We start from the raw sequence: 19,402 nt of genomic DNA on the forward strand, positions 1-19,402 counted from the left end.
GCTTTTCCGGATCTGCAGGTTAACAACCCACTTTCAGGATCATGCAGAGTGTCGCTATAGTCTTATCGGCCGGGTGCCAGAAAAATATAAAAACGAATGGCTTGGTACTGAGGAGAGAAAGCTGTCGGAAATGTGAGGCGATTCAGAAGCTTAGCGTGACTCTTCTGATTCGTTTGGGATAAGGTCACGAACCATGGCATTGGCCACGTCCATGCTCGAAACTCGATACTTCCCTGACGCAATTGCCTCTCGAAGCGCCTGAACTCTATGTTGGCGGATTTCCGGTAGCTGGCGAATCATGGTCTGGACGGTTTCATGTTCTTCCTGGTTTTCTGAGAAAAACACGGCATCTCGAGGGTGCGTTTGCCGAGCTGATGATTCGGAAGGGACTGCACTTTTTTCGGGTGATGAAGGTATGGCTTTAGAGGCATCTTCAGGAGGAGTGAGTTGGCGTGAGCCAGGTGGGGGGATGGGTATAGTCATATCGTCCTTTTAGGTCAAAGTAGTATAGTTGACGGTGAAAAAAATAGAAAGAGAGATCTGGGTGGCCGAAAGTTCTATGCGTTCACTAAACAGAAAGGTTGGTCTATGGCAGAAATCGTTGTTCCTGCGCGTCTATCGCGTGTGACAACCGTCGATCCCGGCGAGATACGGGCCATTGAGCTTACATTGCCTGAACAGTGGGAAGTCGAGGGAAAGGTCTATCCTGTCTTGGATGTTATGCGTCCCGGGAATGCCTTTTTGACAAAACCATGGGGAATGCGGACAGAGAAGTGGCGAAGACGGATGTACACACGATCAAACACCGCCGTCGTGTCGCCTCATCGATTGGAGACGATCATTAACTTCACGCATGAAGAACGATCAGACACGTCCCAGTGGTGGCAAACCGACGACATATTGCAATGGCAAAAAACCGGCAAAACGCTCGATGTTCGCGTGGACTGGAATGAAGACCGGACGGCCTTGCGGATTTATGAAAATAGCCGACGCCCTCATGAAACGAATCTCTATCTTGAGTCCGATCATGAATGGCCTCAGATGTCCTTTTTCGCTTTAGCGTTTTCCACGGGAATCACGCCGTTTCTGGCATATATTCGGTACATGCGTCATCATAACTTTGGGCGATCCCATGTACATCCTGGTGTTCGCTTGACCTTGGTAGTCAGTGTACGGCACCTACAGCAACTTTTGGCACATGATGAATTGGAAGCGTTAGCGGACCAATTTTCTGATAATTTTCAGTATCACCCGGTCCTGACGCGAAGTTGGCCGAACAATTGGAAGTATGCGACTGGTCGAGTGATTCAGACCGTTGGATCAGAAAAAGGAGATGAACGGGTTGATCTCAGTCGGTTGCTTGCAATCGAGTCCAAGCTGAGTCAGCGCCATATACGTTTTTGCGGAAATACCAATGCACGTGATCAGCTTAAACTCGGACTCACACAACATAGCATTGAGCCCCTTAGCCTCAGAGCGGAAGTCTGGTAATGAATATATTGAACCGAGTGTGCAAGGAAAAGGAGAGCGGTCGATGGATTGGTTCAAGCACTCTTCAATGTAACAGGCTGCGTGGGAATCTCCGGCCGGCGAATGAGCCGGACGACCGGTTTTCCTAAAAACGCATGATGGCCACAAATCAAACAGTGAAGGCACAGTGTGGCAAGCAGTTCCTGCTGGAGTTGCTGTAGATGAACGGTACGGGATCCACATCGAGGGCAGCATGGGTGTTTTGCTCGTTGGCCAGTCGGTGTAGTCATTGGGTTACCTTGACCTTTTCGGGAAGTTCGTTTGGCCGTAGCAGATTTTTGCAGGCTACGCGGCTTCTTATTGAGTGCGGTTTTCTGTAATGGTTGTTTTTTGATCATGCCCGTTTTACCTAACAAGTTTCATGCCAGGCCTAATGCTTATCTCCTGCCAAACAAAGGAAGAAAAACTGCGTGCAATATGAATAAACGGACGTCCTGTCTCGAATATATCGGCAACACTTACCCATTCGCCTAGGACGAAAAGAACCTAGAGTTGGTGAGGCGTCTCTTGGAAATAGCGTTAACGTGAGGGAAGCTTTGGGGGGGGGCGAGGAGAATATTTCGCGAGAATCGCAGCGGCACGAGATGACAAGTTGTCGGCTTCGGTATAGCGTTTTGCGTCACGAAGTAAATCCGCGTAATTTTCAAGAATTGTGACCAAGTCTGGATGATCTGGACCGCTCTGCTCCTCTTTCAGTTGAAGAGCTTTCTGATACTGGAGTTCAGCCTTATCATATTGGCCCTGTGACCGATAATAGGATGCGAGGCTGTAAAGGCTGCTCAGGACAAATGGATTCCCACGTCCCAAACTTTCTGCATGTTTCACCGTTTCAAGCAATTGGGATTCGACCGCAGTATTTTGCTGAATTTTCACCGACTGGCCGGCAGTATTAGAAGGAGTGTTAGAAGGAAGGTGATGAGAGGACGTGTGCTGGCAGGCTTGTACGCTCAAATGCAGAACGCAGATAGCTAAAAAACGGCAAAATAGTACGTGACGAGACATGATTGTGGAATTGTACGACGAGTAATCCGATTTTTTCTTACAACGTAAAAATTGTAAGGAGGCGACTACGAAATAACAAGTCACGAGAGGGGTGACCGAGTTTTGGCTTCTCTCGCTAACGAGTTACGTCAAGAAAACGAAAATGCTCAAGGGTTTGGATACTATAGTAGGGTCGTAAGGGGGATAACGAGTGTCAAAAATTTGGTGTGCGATTTCAAGTCATGGCTTTGGTCATGCAGCTCAACTTGTGCCTGTCTTAAACGAATTGGGGAGAAGACGCCCGGATCTTGAGGTCTACCTGCGTACGGCACTTCCGTCCTCATTTTTTAAGGAAACACTTGAAATTCATTGGGAGCTTTCTCCATCTAAGCAAGATATCGGGTGTATTCAGGATGGCCCACTTCACATCGATAGCAAGAAAACCTGGGATGCCTATCGACTGTTTCACGAAAACTGGGAAGAACGGATAGGCGAGGAAGTTGACGTCATCGAACGGGTCCGGCCTCAATGCGTGTTATCCAATATTTCATATTTGAGTATCACGGCAGGAGTCAAAGCAGGCTGTCCGACGATGGCATTGGCTTCGCTTTCTTGGGACCAAGTGTTGGAAGACTATAGATGCGCGGATAACGTCGAACATTCCAGGATTATCGAACAGATTCGCCAAGCTTACCGCGGATGTCATAAGCTTATACGTCCTTTTCCGGGAATTCCGATGGTGGCGTTTCCAGATATCCAAGATGTGGGGCCAGTGTTATCGCCAATGGTCTCGCTCCATGGAGACATTCGGCATCGTCTTCGCCTCAATGCCAGTGACCGCATTGTGTTGGTGGCCTTTGGTGGCATTCCCTTATCATCTCTTCCTCTATCCCAGCTCGAAACCATCAAGGGCTACCATTTTCTGGTTAGTGGTGCACTCGACTGTGAAGGATGTCAACGTGTCACGGCGATTGATGTCATGGGGCTCTCGTTTCGTGAAATTCTCAGTTCTGCCGATATCATTATGACCAAGCCTGGTTATGCAACGATTGTCGAGGCGGTTCGCGGTGACAGGCCTATCGTGTATGTCAGGCGCTATAATTTTGCCGATGAGCAACCTCTTGTAGACTTTGCGCATCGGTATGGACGAGCCGTAGAATTGACATTGAAAGACTTCGAGGATGGAAGATGGGAGCAGGCGCTTGATCAGGTGCTGCGGTTACCGTTCCCGACGGAGTTCATGCCAGCCGAGGGAACCGCAATCGCGGCTGAGCAGATTTTGGCAATCTTGTGATGTCTACGTATGTCCCTGAGCGCCGAGGGCCATACCTTCCGCGCGATCTGGAGTTAAGGGTGGGTAGAGAGTCACGGCTAGAGCTTCAAGGTTATTCTCAAAATGATATTCCTTAGCCACTCGATCTTTCCAGAACACTCCTGAAACCTGGACTCGCTCTCCCATAACGATTGGACTGCTCCCCTGAGTCCTATCGTGCCGACCGAAGACTACGAGTTGCTGATTGCCCTCCTGTAGAACAAAGACAAAGTCAAAGAATAAACCGGTCTCATCCAGATGCATTTCGGGTTGCCTGACGACTCCTCGAACGGTCACATGTTTTTTATGAAAGTGTTCTGGGTTCGATAGTAAGGACTGAACTGTGACCAGTTCGGGATAGCTTGAAATGGGGGAGGGCAATATTCCTAGAACGCAGGTTATGAGCCATGGAAGGAGCATAGATTTTCAGTTGAAACTCTTTGATGTGAGATGTGCGAGATGGCGTAAATAGTGAAGTACAACTTTAATTTTTGCTCGATATTTTCTATAAAGTATCAATATGATTCAAAACTGGTTGAATGGCAAATGGTGTCTATAAGACATTGATATTATTGAAAAGTTGAATACAATTCCTGATATTGAGTATGATGATAAGAGATTATGACACGTCAAGAACGATATCAACAACGTCATAAGGCAGCGGGACTTTGTATCTATTGTCCGAGAAAAGCGATAAGTGGTTGGTTCTGTGCTCATCATCTGCGAAAGCGCCGCACTTCCATGCGTGCGCAAAATGGTAATCGTCCCTGGCATCCTGGAGGGCCGGGAAGGCCTCCCCTCACACGACGCTCTCATTGAAAATCACTTCGATTTCTTCTAGACGCTTTCCTGCCACTTCAAAGAGATTCTTCCATCTATACCCGCGAAGATGTCTATTCCAGGCCTCAATGTTTATGGCAGCGGTCAATTGATGTATTGTCGGTGGTTTTGATCGGAGTTCTCCTTGGCACGTCTCGATTACTATGCCGTTCTGAAAGTGGTTCCGGATGCCTCGGATGAGGAAATAAAAAAATCATATAGAAAATTAGCGCGGCTCTATCATCCGGACCATAACCAAGGCAGGCAAGATGCAGAGACGAAAATTCGTGAATTAAACGCGGCTTATGAAATCCTGAATAATAAGGAAAGTCGAAAGGCCTATGACCGATTACGGTTTGGGGGCTATCGCGAGCAAGTTGATGGATTCGGACCGGCCACTGAAGATGCCCCGGATCCAAACATCGCCTTCCAAGCGATGGAGCACACGTTACGTGAGGAAGGGAAAAAAGATGTCTTTGCCACTCTCATCAAAGATCAAGCCAAAATTCAAGAGGAACTCGCGATCATTCGTGAACGGGTAGTCGCAAAGCAGGGATATGATACCTTTCACGATACGTTCGTTCGAGAGAGGGCCGCAGAGGTCATCACCTTACTCGTCTCTGATGAACTACTCGTACGGCGTGAACGGCTCGTGGATGTCGGTCATCAAATGCTGATCTCCCAAGGCATATGCCATGATCAGAAGGACCAGGACGTAAAGGCGTTGAGAACATTACTCGAAAAATATTACGACGAAGGTTGGATTCAAGGCTATGTGCAGGCCTGTGAATTGTTTTACGTGAGGCGGTAAAAACGCTCGAATAGCGGTTCTAGCCGGGAAGATGTAGAATCGATGATCTTTGGAATACAGGAGAAGAGTTTCCCCACCCTTCTCCTGATACGTCTTTTTTCCACCCTGTGCTATTCAGTGGATTACTGACCGTCGACAAGGGAAGAAGAGAATTGTTGTTGTGAACCCTGCTGGGAAGAAAACTGAGAATTTGAAAGGGCCTGAGCCGCACGAGAAATCTCAACTGTAATGCCCGGGCCTTGGGCTGCTCCCGCTTCGAGCTGGCCTCGTGAGTCTTGGTCCTTATCTTCAGGACGTTGAACCGCTGTCGCAGGTTTGCTCGAGGAGGAAAGGGCATTTGCCACCTGGCTCAGTGGACCGTGTCCTTGTTCAATGCCTGTGATGTTCATTCAGGGCCTCCCTTTAGAAAACTAATGTGTGGCATGCTCTCCGTGTCCTATCTCTTTCGGCTCGAATCCATATTCCTTGAGTTCGAGAATGTGGTGAAAAATCTTAACATCGAAGAACCATATGCAACATGGAATATGTTCAGCAATATGGAGGAGAGTAGCTGGCAAGGGATGACAATCTCAGATGCAAGTTTCATTTTTTAATGAGTAGTTCGAACTTATTCTAAATATGTCGAGGTATGTATGAATATAAAGCTTTTCTTATCTTTTGGTCTGTGGGGCCTCACGGTCATATCCCCGGTTTTTGCCGAGGAAATTGGAAGTGTTGACACAAAATTCAACTTCCTTGGGCCGGATCATAAAATTGTGATCGAGGCATTCGATGATCCCAAGATTGATGGGGTCACTTGCCACCTGAGTCGATCAAAAAAAGGTGGATTAAAAGGGATGATTGGAGTCGCGGAGGATAGTTCCGATGCGTCAATTGCCTGCCGTCAGGTCGGTCCAGTTCATGTAAAGGAAGAACTTGCAGAAGGCGAAGACGTGTTCACTGAAAGCCGGTCATTGATCTTCAAAAAGCTCCAAGTGGTTCGGTTCTTCGACAAAAAGCGGAATACACTGATCTATCTTGTCTACAGCGATAAAATGATTGAGGGCTCGCCTAAGAATGCCATTTCGACCGTGCCGATCATGCCTTGGCCTCATCGCTAGACTTCGCGTATACCCGATGCGCTCATCAAGAATGATCGTTCCTTAGACTCGTACCTCATGGCTAAGCACTCTACTTTCAAAGCCGTGTAACATATTTTTTATCATCTTTGATCAGTAAGAATCCCACGAGGTTCTCATCACATGTTGCGTGATGAGAACCTCTGTAGGTTGACCTCCCTTACACTTTAATCGTTAAGAACAGTGGGTTTCCATTCCGGTGGACAAGTACTAGCGCAAGCTTGTCATGCGTCAGTTCCGAGACGACTTCCTGGTACTCCCGCAGAGAATGAATCTCTTCCTTATTGATTTCACTGATGATATCGCCACGGACAAGACCAGCGCGTTCGGCTTGACTTCCTGGTTCGACATAGGTGACGACCACTCCTTCGGTCATGCCTTTGACACCAAGTGTTTGGGCTAATCGTTGGTCCAGATCCTGAACTTTCACCCCAGCCAACGCGCTCTCATGAACACTTTTCCCGACGCTTGCCAATTGGATGGAATCAGGGTGTTCCGAGATTTTCGTGCTGAGTTTCTGTTCTTCGCCATCGCGCATGATGGTGATATCCACCGAGGTATCGACTGGTGTCCGCGTCACTTCGCGTTGTAACGTGCGTGGGTTCGTAATGGCCACCCCTTGATACATGACGATCGTGTCACCGCGTTGCAAACCCGCTCCCTCCGCTGGACTTCCGGATCGCACATCCGTTACCAACGCGCCTTTGGTGTCATCGAGGTTGAGGGTTTTGGCGAGGTCAGAGGTCAATTCTTGAATGCCAACGCCCAGGTATCCACGCACGACTTTGCCGTTCTTGACTAAGCTATCGAATACGGGTTGCGCCATGCTGGCTGGAATGGCAAAGCCAACGCCTTGTGACCCGCCGGTTCGGGAGAAGATCGCGGTGTTGATGCCGATGAGTTCACCTTGCGTGTTGACCAACGCTCCCCCAGAGTTGCCTGGATTGATCGCGGCATCTGTTTGGATGAAGTCTTCATATTGCGTAATGCCCATGCCCCCTCTTCCCAAAGCGCTCACGATGCCTTGAGTCACAGTCGAACTCAAGCCAAAAGGATTGCCGACCGCGAGGACATAATCTCCAACTTGAAGCTCCGAGATATTTCCCCATTTCAAGTAGGGGAGGTCCTTGGCATCAATCTTGAGGATGGCGAGGTCGGTCTGAGGGTCGGTTCCCACGACGGTCCCTGTGAATTCCCGTTTGTCAACCAGCATCACGGTCACGGTTTTGGCTCCATCGACAACGTGAAAATTCGTGACAATGTGGCCGTCGGGAGAAACGATCACACCGGACCCTGACCCCATGCCGAAATGCTCTTGTGGGGGGCTTGGCATGCCTGGTTTTCCAAAGAAATCTCTAAAGGAATCAAAGGGGCCTTCTTGAAAATTCGAATTCATGACTTTTTGGGCCGTGATGTTGACGACGGCTGGTGTGACTGATTTCGCAATCTCAGCAAACCCATGTTCTTTAACGTGTTGTTGCATTGATGCGTGAGCAGAGTCTGAGCTTTTGGTCGGGGAAGCTAAGGATACGCCGGGAACGTTGATTGACCCCAGAATCATCGACCCAGTGAGCCAGCTTGCGACGACAAGTCCCATGACGAGTCCCAGTGTCTTCCGATTTGTCTTGCTCGTTGTCTTCTGGGACTGTTGGCTAAACGATTGAAACAAATGTCTCATAGTAACCTCCTACATAAAGAGACAAGCGTGAATGTGTGAGTTCGCTGGTAAGACCAGTCGAACAATTGTTAAATACCTTGTATCAGGCAAATATGAGACGGTGATTAAATGAAGATTAAGACTTTCTTAGGCAGGAATGCGACGAGTGCAGAAGCTCTTGGCGGGGAAGCCACGAAAAATCGGACTATACAGGAGAAGTTCACCATCATTTTCCCGTGCTTGGCAAATGAATGCGAGCGTGAATCGTGAATGGAGGCTGGGTGTCTGGAATTGATGAACCGGATCGGACAGTCCATACATGCTATCGGGATTGAATTTTCTTGGTTTGGTCATGTGCGTTTGGAGACTGATTTTATTCTCTGCGTCTCTTCCCATGGCTGAGATGGCGGAGGGGGTAGGATTCGAACCTACGGTCCCGTGAAGGACTCCGGTTTTCAAGACCGGCCTAATCGTCCACTCTAGCACCCCTCCAAATGTCTGCAGTGATACGTGTTGGGCACCTTTGAATGAGCACATTAACATGTATAAGAATGAGAGAGAAGGGGGTTCAGCGGATGAGACAAATTTTGGAGAGCATTTCACGCCCCTTAAACGAAATTATACACGGTCGTTGAAAGCTCTTCTAATGTAACCGGCTTGTGAAGGATGCCGGATAACCCATCTCTTTGCAATTCAAGGACACTCTCAACTTGGCGATATCCTGTGATCAACACTACTTTAATTTCTATGCCCTTCTTCTTTAATTCATAAAAACATTCCCGGCCTGTCATTTCCGGCATGAGATCGTCAAGCAGGATCAGGGAGATATCCTCCTTGGCATGATAGACGACTTCAAGACATTCCTTAGCCGATGAGGCTTCTAGAGTCTTATACCCTAACGATTGCAGCATGCTTGATAGAATAAAACGTGTACGTTGATCATCATCACAGACCAATACATTCAAATTTTTGGGAGGATTCATTTTGAGTGTGGGTTCGAATATCTGAGCCCCCATTTTCTGTAGGGGTTCGGTGGTCAAAAATTCGATCAAAAAGCAAGCCCCACCTTTCTTCTGATTTCTCGCTTTTATCGTTCCGCCATGTTCTTTCACGGTTCCATAGACGACTGAAAGCCCAAGTCCAGTGCCTTCGTGAGATGATTTGGTGGAGAAAAAAGGTTCAAAAATTCTCTCTTTTTGGTCTGGGTTTATTCCTGGACCGTTATCAGTGACCTCTAGACATATTGACTCCCTCAATGACCGTGATCCCTTAGAGGAATGGTCTTCATGAAAAAAATGACTGTTAAACGTTTTGATGTATATTTTCCCGTTTTGCCCATCAACGGCTTGAATCGCATTGATCCCTAGGTTCACAAGCATATTCTTCAATTGTGCCGAATCACCCATTAAGCAGCTATTTGTCGCCAACAATTTAAGATGAAAGTGAGCCTTCTTCTTGCTTCCCCGTCTGAGGAACAAAATGGCATCACTGATAATCTCATGGAGGTCAACGTGAGTAAACGTCGTCCCGCCTTTTTTGGAAAACGATAACAGTTTTTTCGTGAAGGCTTTGGCGTCGTGTGCCGCATCAATAACCGTGGCGAGATAGGGCTCCAAACTGGGGTTCGTATTCCCGGCTTGAATGAGTTGGGCTGCGCCTAATAACGCACATAAGGAATTATTGAAATCGTGCGCCACTCCACCAGCCAGCATTCCCAGTGAGTCAAGTCTTTGCCCATGTTTGAGACGTTGTTCGAGGCTCAAATCCTCAAGGAGAGCTTGTAAGGTTTCTTCTAATTCTCTCAAGTATGTCTGAAAGGGAAAGACATACCCCTTTTCCTGCTGCCGTATCGCAAGGATTCCCCGGTATGCAGAACCGGACTCGTTTGCGTCATTCTCCCATGTCTTCGAAAACGTAAAAAGTGAAAATGTCATTCCATCGCATGTCATGACTTCAGGAGGTGTTTCAGACTCGATTAAGAACGTTTGGATTTTTTCTTTCAGTGCCTTTTTGAATGTCCGATTCGTTATCCAATGAGAGAGCACGCAAGGTTTCTCAGAATCTTTAACGTAACAAAAAAGTAGCGGCTCTTCTCTGTGAAAGTATGACAGGAGCTCGACACTATGTTTAATGAATATGTGTGGCTGTTTGACCGCATATCGCAATCGATTGAATTCTCTTGACAGCACAAGCTTGGCATCACTGACACTTTTTACTAATAAGCAGTTCGCTTGCTGTGCCGTGAGTTCGGTCGCCTGACCAAAAAAACGGAGATTGCCACCCGATAGCACAGCAAGATGCGTGGCGTGCGAAATCGTCTCGTCGTATTTTTCAGTGGAGAACACGAACGTAATACCTTGCTGCGAAAGTCGAACAATTTTCTTGAAAAGATGATCGTTGCTGTGTTCGTCTAAATCCTGAAAGACTCCATTCAATATGTACAAAGATGTCTTGCACAGAAACCCACGAACCAGCGAAGCGATCACTCGTTCTTTACGTGACATCAGAGTGGATGGTCGTTCCCATTCTAACTCTTGACCTAATTCATCATATAAATCTTGAGCCCGTTTACGGAGGTGATTTCTATTTAAAATTCCTTCACCAATCGCCAGTGGAACTCCCAAAAAAAGATTATCGAATAACGAGAGTTCATGGTAATAGCCTAGGTCGCCAAATATTCCTGAGATCGAGATTTTCTCTGACGAGGTAGGATGGAGATCATGGAGATATTGCACGGATCCTTGTGTGGGGTTCAGGTGTCCAGACAATATTTGCAGGAGAGCACTCGATTCGTCAGGGTTTTCACTGGCGATTGCGACAATGGCCCCCTGAGGGATAGAGAACGAGATTTCCCGAAGAATCGGAGGAAACGTCTCACCGTGGTACGACACATCTTCCAAGGTCAGGATATGGTGGCCAGCAGAATTTGAGTAAAGAGACATGGGATTATCGTCTGGGATGTTCAGTGACTGTCAGATCGATCAGCAACGTACTTAAGACCAAGATTCCGGCCATGACATAACTGACCTCTGGCTGGAGCCCTAAAAACTCTAATTGATGCTGAATGATGACGAGGAGGATAGTGATAATGAAAATCCGTGACGGAGAAGGCAGGCGACGTTGAAGGCCAGCATTACTAATGATCACGATTGCCAGGGCATCAAATGGAAGCCGCATCCCAATATTGGGACTCGCGGTATTGAGTCGAGCATAGAAAATCGTGCTTGCAAGGAGGGCCGTCAAGGCAGCGAAAATAAAGGCGAAAATTTTATAATGACGGGTCGATATCCCGCAAAATCGAGCTCGCCTGCCCCCTAATCCTATTGCAATTAAATTCCTTCCGGTTGTCGAACGTCGAAAGAATGCCTCTAAAGCACCTACCAGTGCGAGAAAGACGAGGATGGATGTGGGGAGCCCCCAGACTTCCCCCCACCCTAAGGATTCCCAAACAGCCACGGTTGTACCAGGTTGCGAAGTAGAGGGCATTCCATCGCAGAGAAAAAAAACTACGCCTCGTATGATGAACATCATCGTAAAGGTCACAACCAATGTAGATCCGACTGTGACAGAGATAATTCCGTTAACAAAACCAATGACTCCTACTAGGGGAATAATCAGGAGCATGGCTATGAATGGAGACAGAGTATTGGAGAGCATTGAGAAGGTCATTAAGCTGAACGCAAAGGTTGCTCCCAACGACAAGTCATACTCATTGACATGAAAGACCATTAACGCTCCTAAAGCGATAATCCCTAGTACAGCCGTTTCATGCCCGATGCTTGCTAAACTCCACACGGCGACGTTATGTGGGTTGATGAGTGACAATGTCGCAATAATGCACATCATCATCAGGATCATGACCCATTCGACCGTAGAAAACTTTTGGTAGTCGACAGGGGGTTGATGGTACAGATTTGAGGTTACCACTCTGGCACGATTCCTCGGGCAATCCCTGGAGTCACGAGGACTTGTGGGATTTCAATGAAAAAGTTTACGTGTTCTCCATCCATTAATTTTTGAACTGTTTGAATCACCTTTTGTCCTTCCTCAGCAATGGAAGAATACGTGGCATACTGAATATCTCCAGTATGCATGAAGTTCTTCACATCCTGAGTGAATTCGAGTGTCACAACCTTGATGTCCTTAATTTTATTTTTTTGAAGAATGTGCACGACCGCCACAGCCGCTTCTGCCCATTGTGTGACAATCACCGTACCCAGTGTCTTTTCATCGACCATTCTTTGAATTTCACGTGCGACGATCTGAATATTCCATCCAGGAATGAGCAGCTTTTCGATGAGCGTCCAGTGATCTTTGTGGGCATCAAAGGAATCAAGAAATCCTTTCTCTCGAAATCGTTGCGGTGCTGTTCCGGGCGCCCCTTCAATTAAAACGATATTTATTGGCGTATCTCTTGCCAAAAGTTCGACAGCCTTTCCAAGTATTTGGCCGGCTTTCAACTCATCGCGACCGATATGAGCATTCACAATGGCGGATGGCTGGTTTTGTGTATGACCGACCCCATTTGTGAATGTCACAAAGGGAATAGACTTTTCTCTGATTAACTTAATAATGGCTGACATGGCTTGGTTATCAACAGAACACAGAGCGATCGCATCAAAGGTTTTACCTAACAAAACATTCTCGACCTGCTCTATTTGAACGTAGGGGTCCCATCCGGCATTAAATGTCACGAGATCTATATCAAGTCTCTTCGCTTCTTGATCCATGGCACGTGTTTCAATCGAGAAAAATTTCACGGAGCCTGGAAGGAAGACAGCCATGTGCTTTTTATGGTCTTCGAATTGATGCAGTTGAATGAAAATGTTCAAGATTATCAGGAGACATAAAACCCCAAGCAGAGAAAGCAGTATTTTTTGGGGAAATGCGAACGATGGCATGTCAATGCATCGATGCTCACGCCCCTCTATGTTCAGTGCGTTTATGATACTCATTTCGTACGGAGTGTTTATGGGCTATGCGAATGAGTGCTTTCACAGCCTCATTTGAGCCGTTATGCCGTTTCTTGGGCGTCTCTTCTTACAAGTGAGGAGTGCTCGCTCGTTCATAGCCGTTTCAAATAACTTACCGTATGGTTCCCGTCGTGCCGCGCGAGATTTGTCGTATTTGCTGATTGGAACTTATTGGGATTCGCTATCAATTGAGTGATGAACAAAACAATGTGTCAGGGTAATCTCAGTACTCATGTAGTGTATGTTTGGCTCTCTCCTGTACATTTGTGGGGAAGTGCATTCAATGTGTCACGCGTCTTTTGGTGTCAGCAACGTTCCTGACAGGTCGTCAAGTCCCTTGTTGTTCATCAGATCGCCATATTTTCCCTTCGTAGCCGATCAATCTTCTTCGGAGGATGGCTCAGGTTCTACCCATGGGTACAGAACTTTCTCACATAAATTACAGAGACTGTGGGAAAGCTTAGTGTGGTGGGTGGAACTTAAATAGGCCTCTACACTCTGCCATTCACCATTTTCCTTAAATAGGCTTTTGCAGACAGCGCAGATTATCTGGAGGTTCTTTGTTGAGACGTTTTTTTCATCCATCGTATGTATATGGCAGGTGGTATGAGCGGGTTCTTCCCCTACCATCGTATGATCGGGATTCGTTCGTCTGAGATTCCAGTTTTGATGGCCAAGCTCTGGGAATTCTTTCATGACTTCAAGTATCAGTGAGCGGTTGCTGATCGCGATCTCTTCCATGCCTAACCAGGGCAGGGGTGGGAGTGGAGAGGGGCTGGTCCAGATGATATCGAACAAGCCATCTTCTCGAGCTCTTCCAATGCGTGCGTACCTTCCAACATGATGATTTTTCTGTATCTGAATCATACCGCTAGGGCCATTGAAAAAAGTTCCGATAAGGTGTTCAGACAAGACTTCGCAATCGAAGGTTTTGCAGCGTTCGACTAGTTGTTTCCATAGATACACCTGACTGTAAGATGTCACAACGGGATCGGAGATCGGATAATGTGGGCCAAGATATTCTTTGCATTTTTTCACGAAACGTTGATTTTCATCATCAGGGATCGTTGAAAAATAGTTCCAGCAGGCATAACTCCCTTTGACTTCCTCCGCAATGCTCAGAGATTCGATTTCGGAAAGGCTAAAGGACATAATCGGGATAACTTCAGGGCCTATCCCAGCCTGATACAGTTTTTTGAAAAACACTAAGTTACTGTCTCCATTAAGAGTATTAAAGATTATGTCTGGCTTACATTCGATGATCATGTCGATGAGATTGGAAACATTCGTCGATCCCAACGGTATATATTCCTCACCTAATACGGTTCCTTTATCATTTTTGACGAATAGACTAATCAAGCGATTGCTGGTTCTTGGAAAGACGTAGTCAGAACCAACGAGGACGCAACGGTTGAAGCCTCTCGATAACGCCCACTTTACTCCAGGAAGGATCTGTTGGTTAAAACAACTTCCCGTATATATGATGCAAGGGGCTTCCTCTAAGCCTTCGTATTGCAGGGGATACCAGAGAAGGGATTGGTGTCGTTCAATGATGGGCTTGACGGCTTTTCGCGATGCAGAGGTCCAACAGCCAAACACACAGGCGACATCATTTTTCGTTAAGAGAGTTTCTGCTTGGGATGCATATTCCTCGGGAATTGATTTGCAATCTTTGACGATTGCTTCAATTTGTTGACCCAGCACGCCTCCAGATTGGTTAATTTCGTGAACAGCCATTTCAATGGCTTGTACCATCGGAACCTCATTTAACTTCATCGTTCCGGAGAGCGAATGAATGATTCCAATTTTTATGGTGTGAGTCATGTGTTGTAATCGTCTCTTTAGTGTTCGTGAGTAGATATTCTTTGTACAGCCCTTGATTTGCTTTCCCCGATGACGAATTGTCCGGTAAGGTTGCTCAATCGGAGCCATAGTGCGCAGACTCTACTAATGTGCAGCGCATCATAACGTATGGCATGTCCTCCACTTATTCTGATCTTTCCCTCATCACAACACCATGGCTAAATGCCTTTCAACTGGAGCCATAGGGCATCGGCTTTGAGCGTTTGTCATTTGCGTACCTATAGGAAAAACAAGGTGGATAAGAGCGGAGAGGGGGGCTTTCTGTTTTGGTGTTCTTTCTCATCGTGGCGTCTCTCAATTTCTTGGATGATCTGTGGATGTCCTGCAACACCCCCTTGCACCCCGCGACGCCGCTTCTGTTCAACTCACCACAAACAGCACTTTCGAGTGTAGTCGAAGAACCAAAGTGGCTCGTCTTAGGGATTGAGAAACTGTTCGACGGGATTCTTTGTTATTTTCATTTCTCTCAACCGATCTGGATAAAGTTACAGATACTCTCTAAAAATACGTTTGGATAATATCAGATATATTCCTCACCTCCTGTCTAAATCAAGGGAAAAGACCCGTTAGCTATGACTTTTCCTGAAAATCAGACATAGACTGAAGGCAAAGTCGGAAATTTAGAAGTGGGTACAAGATTCTGGACAATGGATTGAGCTGTGCAGAAAGACCGGCGTACTGGCAGTAGGGGGTTCGTGACAGCAGAATGGTGAGCGGAAAGGACGGCGTTGACGTCGAGAAAAAGGAACCGGGTCGCGACGAAGCGTTGACTAGCTAAAGCAATATAGAATGACTCGTAGAGAATCTCAGTTTACTTGTGTTTATATGGCGGAGGGGGTGGGATTCGAACCCACGGTCCCGTGAAGGACTCCGGTTTTCAAGACCGGCCTATTCGTCCACTCTAGCACCCCTCCAAGGATTATTGGATATGTCGGATATGAAAGTTATTAATACGGACCTATCATGGGAAACTCTATCGGTACAGTTTTGACCGGGAATGAATTGGACGAGATTACTCGCTAAAATTATTCAATCATCAATATGGCATTCCAGGGAAATACCTGTGGGACAAGAGACATGAAGCGGACTCTCCAAACATCTTTTTCAGAATGAGAGCTCCGATGCGCTATGATAGACGTGCTGCGTTCATCTGTCTCACTCATGCTCAACATCAATGTCTAACGGTTTTTCATCCCTTCAATCCGATCAGTTTCCGGAATGTACGGACGAAGCACATCTGGAATACGTACGGACCCGTCGGCTTGTTGATAATTTTCCAGAAGGGCCACCAATGTCCGTCCCACCGCCAACCCCGATCCGTTTAAGGTATGGACGTGGGAAGGTTTGCCCTGCTTAGGTCGAAAGCGAATACCAGCACGTCTGGCCTGAAAGGCCTCGAAATTACTACAGGAGGAGACCTCTCGATAGGTATTCTGTGACGGAACCCAGACTTCTAAATCATACGTTTTGGCCGCGGAAAATCCGAGGTCTCCAGTGCAGAGTGTGATGACCCGATAGGGGAGACCCAAGGCTTGCAAGATTGCTTCGGCGCACGTCGTTAAATCTTCTAGCGCTTGATAAGAGTCTTCCGGTTGGACAAAGTTCACAAGCTCCACTTTTTGAAATTGATGGACGCGAATGAGTCCTTTGGTATCTTGTCCGTATGAGCCTGCCTCTCTGCGAAAGCACGGGGTATGGGCCACGTAACGAAGCGGAAGGTCGGTTTCCGGGAGAATCTCTTGTTGATAGATATTCGTGACCGGTACTTCGGCCGTAGGGATGAGAAAATAGTCCTCGCTCGTTATATGAAACGCGTCGTCTTCAAACTTCGGAAGCTGACCGGTTCCGGTCATGGTCGTGCGATTCACAATATAGGGAGGTAGCACTTCGGTGTATCCATGTTCGCGAGTATGGACATCTAGCATAAAGTTGGCTAAGGCCCGCTCAAGTTTGGCTCCAAGACCGAGCGAAAGCGAAAAACGCGATCCGGTAATTTTGCTGGCTCGCTCAAAGTCAAACAATCCCAGCGCTTCGCCCAGGGTTTCATGGGATTGGGGGGGGAATGCGAAGGTGGGAAGCGTTCCCCAGCGACGAATTTCGACATTATCCTGCTCGCTCGTTCCCTGCGGGACTGATTCATGCGGAGTATTGGGTATCCGGAGCGCGTGGGCTTGGAGCTGTTCTTCGATTCCGCGTAACTGCCCTTCCATGGCTTGAATGCGATCGCCTAGCTCTCGAAGTGTAGCTGTTGCTTCGTCTGTCGGTTGTTGTTGGCGTTTGAGCTTCGCGACCGTATTTGAGCCTTGTTTTAATTGATTCCGCAGCTCTTCGATATTGCCAATCAATTCTCGGCGTTGCTCTGATAATTTCCGAACGAGATCCCAGGGCACCTCTTGCCCACGTACTCCCAACGCGTGTTGCAAAGCTTCGAGCTGATCCTTTAAAACACGGAAATCATACATAGGTTGTCATTCTTAAGGGTTCGTGCATTGTGCTGAATCTACCACTCAGTGTAATGGGAGTCAACGAATGGTATTCGTGATGCTCGTGAGCGAAAAAGAGAGGACCAATCACGAGTGAACATGGCATATGTCTTTCCCTATGAAGATGCGTTTATCCTGGGAGTCAGTTGCCTGATTCTCGTCTTGCTGTACGTGCGCTGGAGGGTTGCTAGACGGCAACAAGCCCGTGCTCCCGAGGAGAAGCATTCAGGAGATGAGTAAGGCAAATTCTGCTCACGAGAGCGTTTGAGTTTTCACCAACCCCTCTTTATAATCCGTCTTCTTTTTGGGGAAAGGAACACTGCATGTCTGATGCGAGTTTGAAACGATCCGACGGACGGCTACCGAATGAAATTCGTCCTGTCAAAATTACGCGAGGGTTTACCAAATATGCTGAAGGTTCGGTGCTGATTGAAATGGGAGAGACCAAGGTCATTTGCAATGCGTCGGTCGAAGAGAAAGTACCGCCATTTCTTCGGGATAAAGGTAAGGGCTGGGTGACGGCAGAATATGGCATGCTCCCTCGATCCACCCATGACCGTATGCCGCGTGAGGCGAACCGTGGGAAGCAAGGCGGACGGACGCTCGAAATTCAGCGGCTCGTGGGCCGCGCCCTTCGTGCCGTGACCGACATGCCCGCACTCGGTGAGCGAACCATCTGGATCGATTGCGATGTCATTCAGGCTGATGGGGGAACTCGGACTGCGGCTATTACTGGCTCGTTTATCGCGCTAGCTGATGCTATGATGAAACTCAAAGAGAAGCGATTGATTAAACAACGGCCCCTGAATGATTATCTAGCTGCAATCAGCATTGGGAAAATCGGTGGAGAGGTTCGAATTGACCTGGCGTACGATGAAGATTCAGTCGCAGACGTGGACATGAATCTTGTCATGACGGGAAAAGGCCACTTAGTTGAAGTGCAAGGTACGGCCGAAGGCGCGCCATTTGAGAAAAAAGATCTTGACGCGTTCCTGTCTTTGGGATGGATTGGCATCCAAGATCTCATCAAAAAGCAAAAAGAACTCATAGGACCTCTGGCTTGACCGACAATTCTCATGCTCTACAGACGCTGGTGCTGGCAACAGGCAATCGGCATAAGCAAGAAGAAATTTTGACATATCTTGCTGATCTTCCTCTCAGGATTTTGACATTGCGCGATTTTCCCGATGTCCCTGCAATTATCGAAGATGGAAAGACCTGTACAGAAAATGCCGAGAAGAAAGCCCAGGGCATTGCCGACTATACTGGACATGTGACGCTGGCGGATGACACCGGACTCGAAGTCGACGCGTTAGATGGACGTCCTGGAGTCTATGCCGCGCGATATGCTGGGGAAGATGCCTCCTACGAAGATAATTGTCAAAAATTGCTCAAAGAGCTTCGGGGCATACCGACTGGACATCGGCAGGCTCGTTTTCTTACAGTAGTGGCGATTGCATTACCGCATGGCGCTGTTGAGACAGTTGAAGGTATTCTCAACGGAGAAATTACGACGCAGCAAAAAGGGACGAAAGGCTTTGGGTACGATCCGGTCTTCTTGATACCTGAGCTTGGAAAGACATTGGCTGAAGTAAGTCTTGATCTCAAAAACAGGATTAGCCATCGCGCCAAGGCCTTGGCAAAAGCCAAAGAGCTCCTTACAACCAAATGGATTCCCCACAAAAAGTCGGGGCGTAGCGCAGCCCGGTAGCGCGCCTGCTTTGGGAGCAGGATGTCGGAGGTTCAAATCCTCTCGCCCCGACCAACCTTCACTCTCCCCATACTCTTAAGTTCTCAGGTATTGTCATATTAATGCCATGTGAACAAAATGTCGTTATTTTGTAAGACACACTTC

The 19,402-nt window shown here is 47.5% G+C and carries 17 protein-coding genes and 3 tRNA genes; 8 read left to right on the top strand and 12 right to left on the bottom strand.

The genetic code is table 11. The annotated features are described in order from the left end of the window. Window positions 1-150 precede the first annotated feature (150 nt). Complete coding sequence (flgM, locus tag MRJ96_14110; GenBank protein ID MDR4502579.1) at window positions 151-483, bottom strand: flagellar biosynthesis anti-sigma factor FlgM; 333 nt, start codon at window positions 481-483, stop codon at window positions 151-153. 105 nt (window positions 484-588) lie between these two features. On the opposite strand from flgM, the gene MRJ96_14115 reads away from it, so the two are divergent. Then, window positions 589-1,491 (top strand): hypothetical protein, encoded by a 903-nt coding sequence (locus tag MRJ96_14115; protein MDR4502580.1) that lies wholly within the window; start codon window positions 589-591, stop codon window positions 1,489-1,491. 558 nt (window positions 1,492-2,049) lie between these two features. On the opposite strand, the gene MRJ96_14120 is transcribed toward MRJ96_14115, so the two are convergent. Then, the gene (locus MRJ96_14120) at window positions 2,050-2,532 is read right to left on the bottom strand and encodes a tetratricopeptide repeat protein (protein MDR4502581.1); all 483 of its coding nucleotides are present in this window, start codon (window positions 2,530-2,532) and stop codon (window positions 2,050-2,052) included. A gap of 190 nt (window positions 2,533-2,722) precedes the next feature. On the opposite strand from MRJ96_14120, the gene MRJ96_14125 reads away from it, so the two are divergent. After that, the gene (locus MRJ96_14125) at window positions 2,723-3,805 is read left to right on the top strand and encodes a hypothetical protein (GenBank protein ID MDR4502582.1); all 1,083 of its coding nucleotides are present in this window, start codon (window positions 2,723-2,725) and stop codon (window positions 3,803-3,805) included. A gap of 3 nt (window positions 3,806-3,808) precedes the next feature. Here the strand turns inward: MRJ96_14125 and MRJ96_14130 are convergent, their stop codons facing one another. Next, window positions 3,809-4,204, bottom strand: coding sequence for a hypothetical protein (locus tag MRJ96_14130; protein ID MDR4502583.1), 396 nt, complete (start codon window positions 4,202-4,204; stop codon window positions 3,809-3,811). 583 nt (window positions 4,205-4,787) lie between these two features. On the opposite strand from MRJ96_14130, the gene MRJ96_14135 reads away from it, so the two are divergent. Further along, a complete protein-coding gene (locus tag MRJ96_14135; GenBank protein MDR4502584.1) occupies window positions 4,788-5,453 on the top strand; it encodes a DnaJ domain-containing protein in 666 nt (221 codons plus the stop codon). A 122-nt stretch (window positions 5,454-5,575) separates the two neighbouring features. On the opposite strand, the gene MRJ96_14140 is transcribed toward MRJ96_14135, so the two are convergent. Next, window positions 5,576-5,842, bottom strand: a complete 267-nt coding sequence (locus MRJ96_14140; protein MDR4502585.1) for a hypothetical protein — start codon at window positions 5,840-5,842, stop codon at window positions 5,576-5,578. A gap of 243 nt (window positions 5,843-6,085) precedes the next feature. Here MRJ96_14140 and MRJ96_14145 point away from each other — a divergent pair, with 243 nt between their 5' ends. Continuing rightward, window positions 6,086-6,553, top strand: a complete 468-nt coding sequence (locus tag MRJ96_14145) for a CreA family protein (GenBank protein MDR4502586.1) — start codon at window positions 6,086-6,088, stop codon at window positions 6,551-6,553. 178 nt (window positions 6,554-6,731) lie between these two features. Here the strand turns inward: MRJ96_14145 and MRJ96_14150 are convergent, their stop codons facing one another. The 8 genes from MRJ96_14150 to serS all read right to left on the bottom strand — a co-directional run bounded on the left by MRJ96_14150 (window position 6,732) and on the right by serS (window position 17,526). After that, entirely contained in the window at window positions 6,732-8,249 is a 1,518-nt protein-coding gene (locus tag MRJ96_14150; protein ID MDR4502587.1) for a DegQ family serine endoprotease, read from the bottom strand. Window positions 8,250-8,632: 383 nt separating this feature from the next. Then, window positions 8,633-8,720, bottom strand: a tRNA-Ser gene (locus tag MRJ96_14155). Between the two features lie 116 nt (window positions 8,721-8,836). After that, entirely contained in the window at window positions 8,837-11,170 is a 2,334-nt protein-coding gene (locus MRJ96_14160) for an ATP-binding protein (GenBank protein MDR4502588.1), read from the bottom strand. Window positions 11,171-11,174: 4 nt separating this feature from the next. Beyond that, window positions 11,175-12,155: an ABC transporter permease gene (locus tag MRJ96_14165; protein MDR4502589.1), complete on the bottom strand. Its 981-nt coding sequence runs from the start codon at window positions 12,153-12,155 to the stop codon at window positions 11,175-11,177. Further along, window positions 12,149-13,129 (bottom strand): sugar ABC transporter substrate-binding protein, encoded by a 981-nt coding sequence (locus tag MRJ96_14170; GenBank protein MDR4502590.1) that lies wholly within the window; start codon window positions 13,127-13,129, stop codon window positions 12,149-12,151. Before MRJ96_14170 ends, MRJ96_14165 begins: the two co-directional genes overlap by 7 nt. 450 nt (window positions 13,130-13,579) lie before the next feature. Then, entirely contained in the window at window positions 13,580-15,025 is a 1,446-nt protein-coding gene (locus MRJ96_14175; protein ID MDR4502591.1) for an urea ABC transporter substrate-binding protein, read from the bottom strand. An 865-nt stretch (window positions 15,026-15,890) separates the two neighbouring features. Beyond that, window positions 15,891-15,978 (bottom strand) — tRNA-Ser (locus MRJ96_14180). Window positions 15,979-16,242: 264 nt separating this feature from the next. Further along, a complete protein-coding gene (gene serS, locus MRJ96_14185; GenBank protein ID MDR4502592.1) occupies window positions 16,243-17,526 on the bottom strand; it encodes a serine--tRNA ligase in 1,284 nt (427 codons plus the stop codon). A gap of 120 nt (window positions 17,527-17,646) precedes the next feature. Here serS and MRJ96_14190 point away from each other — a divergent pair, with 120 nt between their 5' ends. The 4 genes from MRJ96_14190 to MRJ96_14205 all read left to right on the top strand — a co-directional run bounded on the left by MRJ96_14190 (window position 17,647) and on the right by MRJ96_14205 (window position 19,312). Beyond that, window positions 17,647-17,787, top strand: a complete 141-nt coding sequence (locus MRJ96_14190) for a hypothetical protein (protein ID MDR4502593.1) — start codon at window positions 17,647-17,649, stop codon at window positions 17,785-17,787. A gap of 83 nt (window positions 17,788-17,870) precedes the next feature. Next, on the top strand, window positions 17,871-18,611 hold the full coding sequence (rph, locus tag MRJ96_14195) for a ribonuclease PH (GenBank protein ID MDR4502594.1): 741 nt from the start codon (window positions 17,871-17,873) through the stop codon (window positions 18,609-18,611). After that, window positions 18,608-19,258, top strand: a complete 651-nt coding sequence (locus MRJ96_14200; GenBank protein MDR4502595.1) for an XTP/dITP diphosphatase — start codon at window positions 18,608-18,610, stop codon at window positions 19,256-19,258. Before rph ends, MRJ96_14200 begins: the two co-directional genes overlap by 4 nt. After that, window positions 19,236-19,312: transfer RNA gene (locus MRJ96_14205), tRNA-Pro, on the top strand. Before MRJ96_14200 ends, MRJ96_14205 begins: the two co-directional genes overlap by 23 nt. Window positions 19,313-19,402 lie beyond the last annotated feature (90 nt).

It is taken from the genome of Nitrospirales bacterium (assembly GCA_031315865.1).
Taxonomy (GTDB): Bacteria; Nitrospirota; Nitrospiria; order Nitrospirales; family UBA8639; genus JAGQKC01.

Excerpts from the sequence above, each read along its gene's own strand:
- flgM (MDR4502579.1), bottom strand. The coding sequence starts at position 483 with ATGACTATACCCATCCCCCCACCTGGCTCACGCCAACTCACTCCTCCT.
- MRJ96_14115 (MDR4502580.1), top strand. The coding sequence starts at position 589 with ATGGCAGAAATCGTTGTTCCTGCGCGTCTATCGCGTGTGACAACCGTC.
- MRJ96_14120 (MDR4502581.1), bottom strand. The coding sequence starts at position 2,532 with ATGTCTCGTCACGTACTATTTTGCCGTTTTTTAGCTATCTGCGTTCTG.
- MRJ96_14140 (MDR4502585.1), bottom strand. The coding sequence starts at position 5,842 with ATGAACATCACAGGCATTGAACAAGGACACGGTCCACTGAGCCAGGTG.
- MRJ96_14145 (MDR4502586.1), top strand. The coding sequence starts at position 6,086 with ATGAATATAAAGCTTTTCTTATCTTTTGGTCTGTGGGGCCTCACGGTC.
- MRJ96_14150 (MDR4502587.1), bottom strand. The coding sequence starts at position 8,249 with ATGAGACATTTGTTTCAATCGTTTAGCCAACAGTCCCAGAAGACAACG.
- MRJ96_14160 (MDR4502588.1), bottom strand. The coding sequence starts at position 11,170 with ATGTCTCTTTACTCAAATTCTGCTGGCCACCATATCCTGACCTTGGAA.
- MRJ96_14170 (MDR4502590.1), bottom strand. The coding sequence starts at position 13,129 with ATGCCATCGTTCGCATTTCCCCAAAAAATACTGCTTTCTCTGCTTGGG.
- MRJ96_14175 (MDR4502591.1), bottom strand. The coding sequence starts at position 15,025 with ATGACTCACACCATAAAAATTGGAATCATTCATTCGCTCTCCGGAACG.
- serS (MDR4502592.1), bottom strand. The coding sequence starts at position 17,526 with ATGTATGATTTCCGTGTTTTAAAGGATCAGCTCGAAGCTTTGCAACAC.
- MRJ96_14190 (MDR4502593.1), top strand. The coding sequence starts at position 17,647 with ATGGCATATGTCTTTCCCTATGAAGATGCGTTTATCCTGGGAGTCAGT.
- rph (MDR4502594.1), top strand. The coding sequence starts at position 17,871 with ATGTCTGATGCGAGTTTGAAACGATCCGACGGACGGCTACCGAATGAA.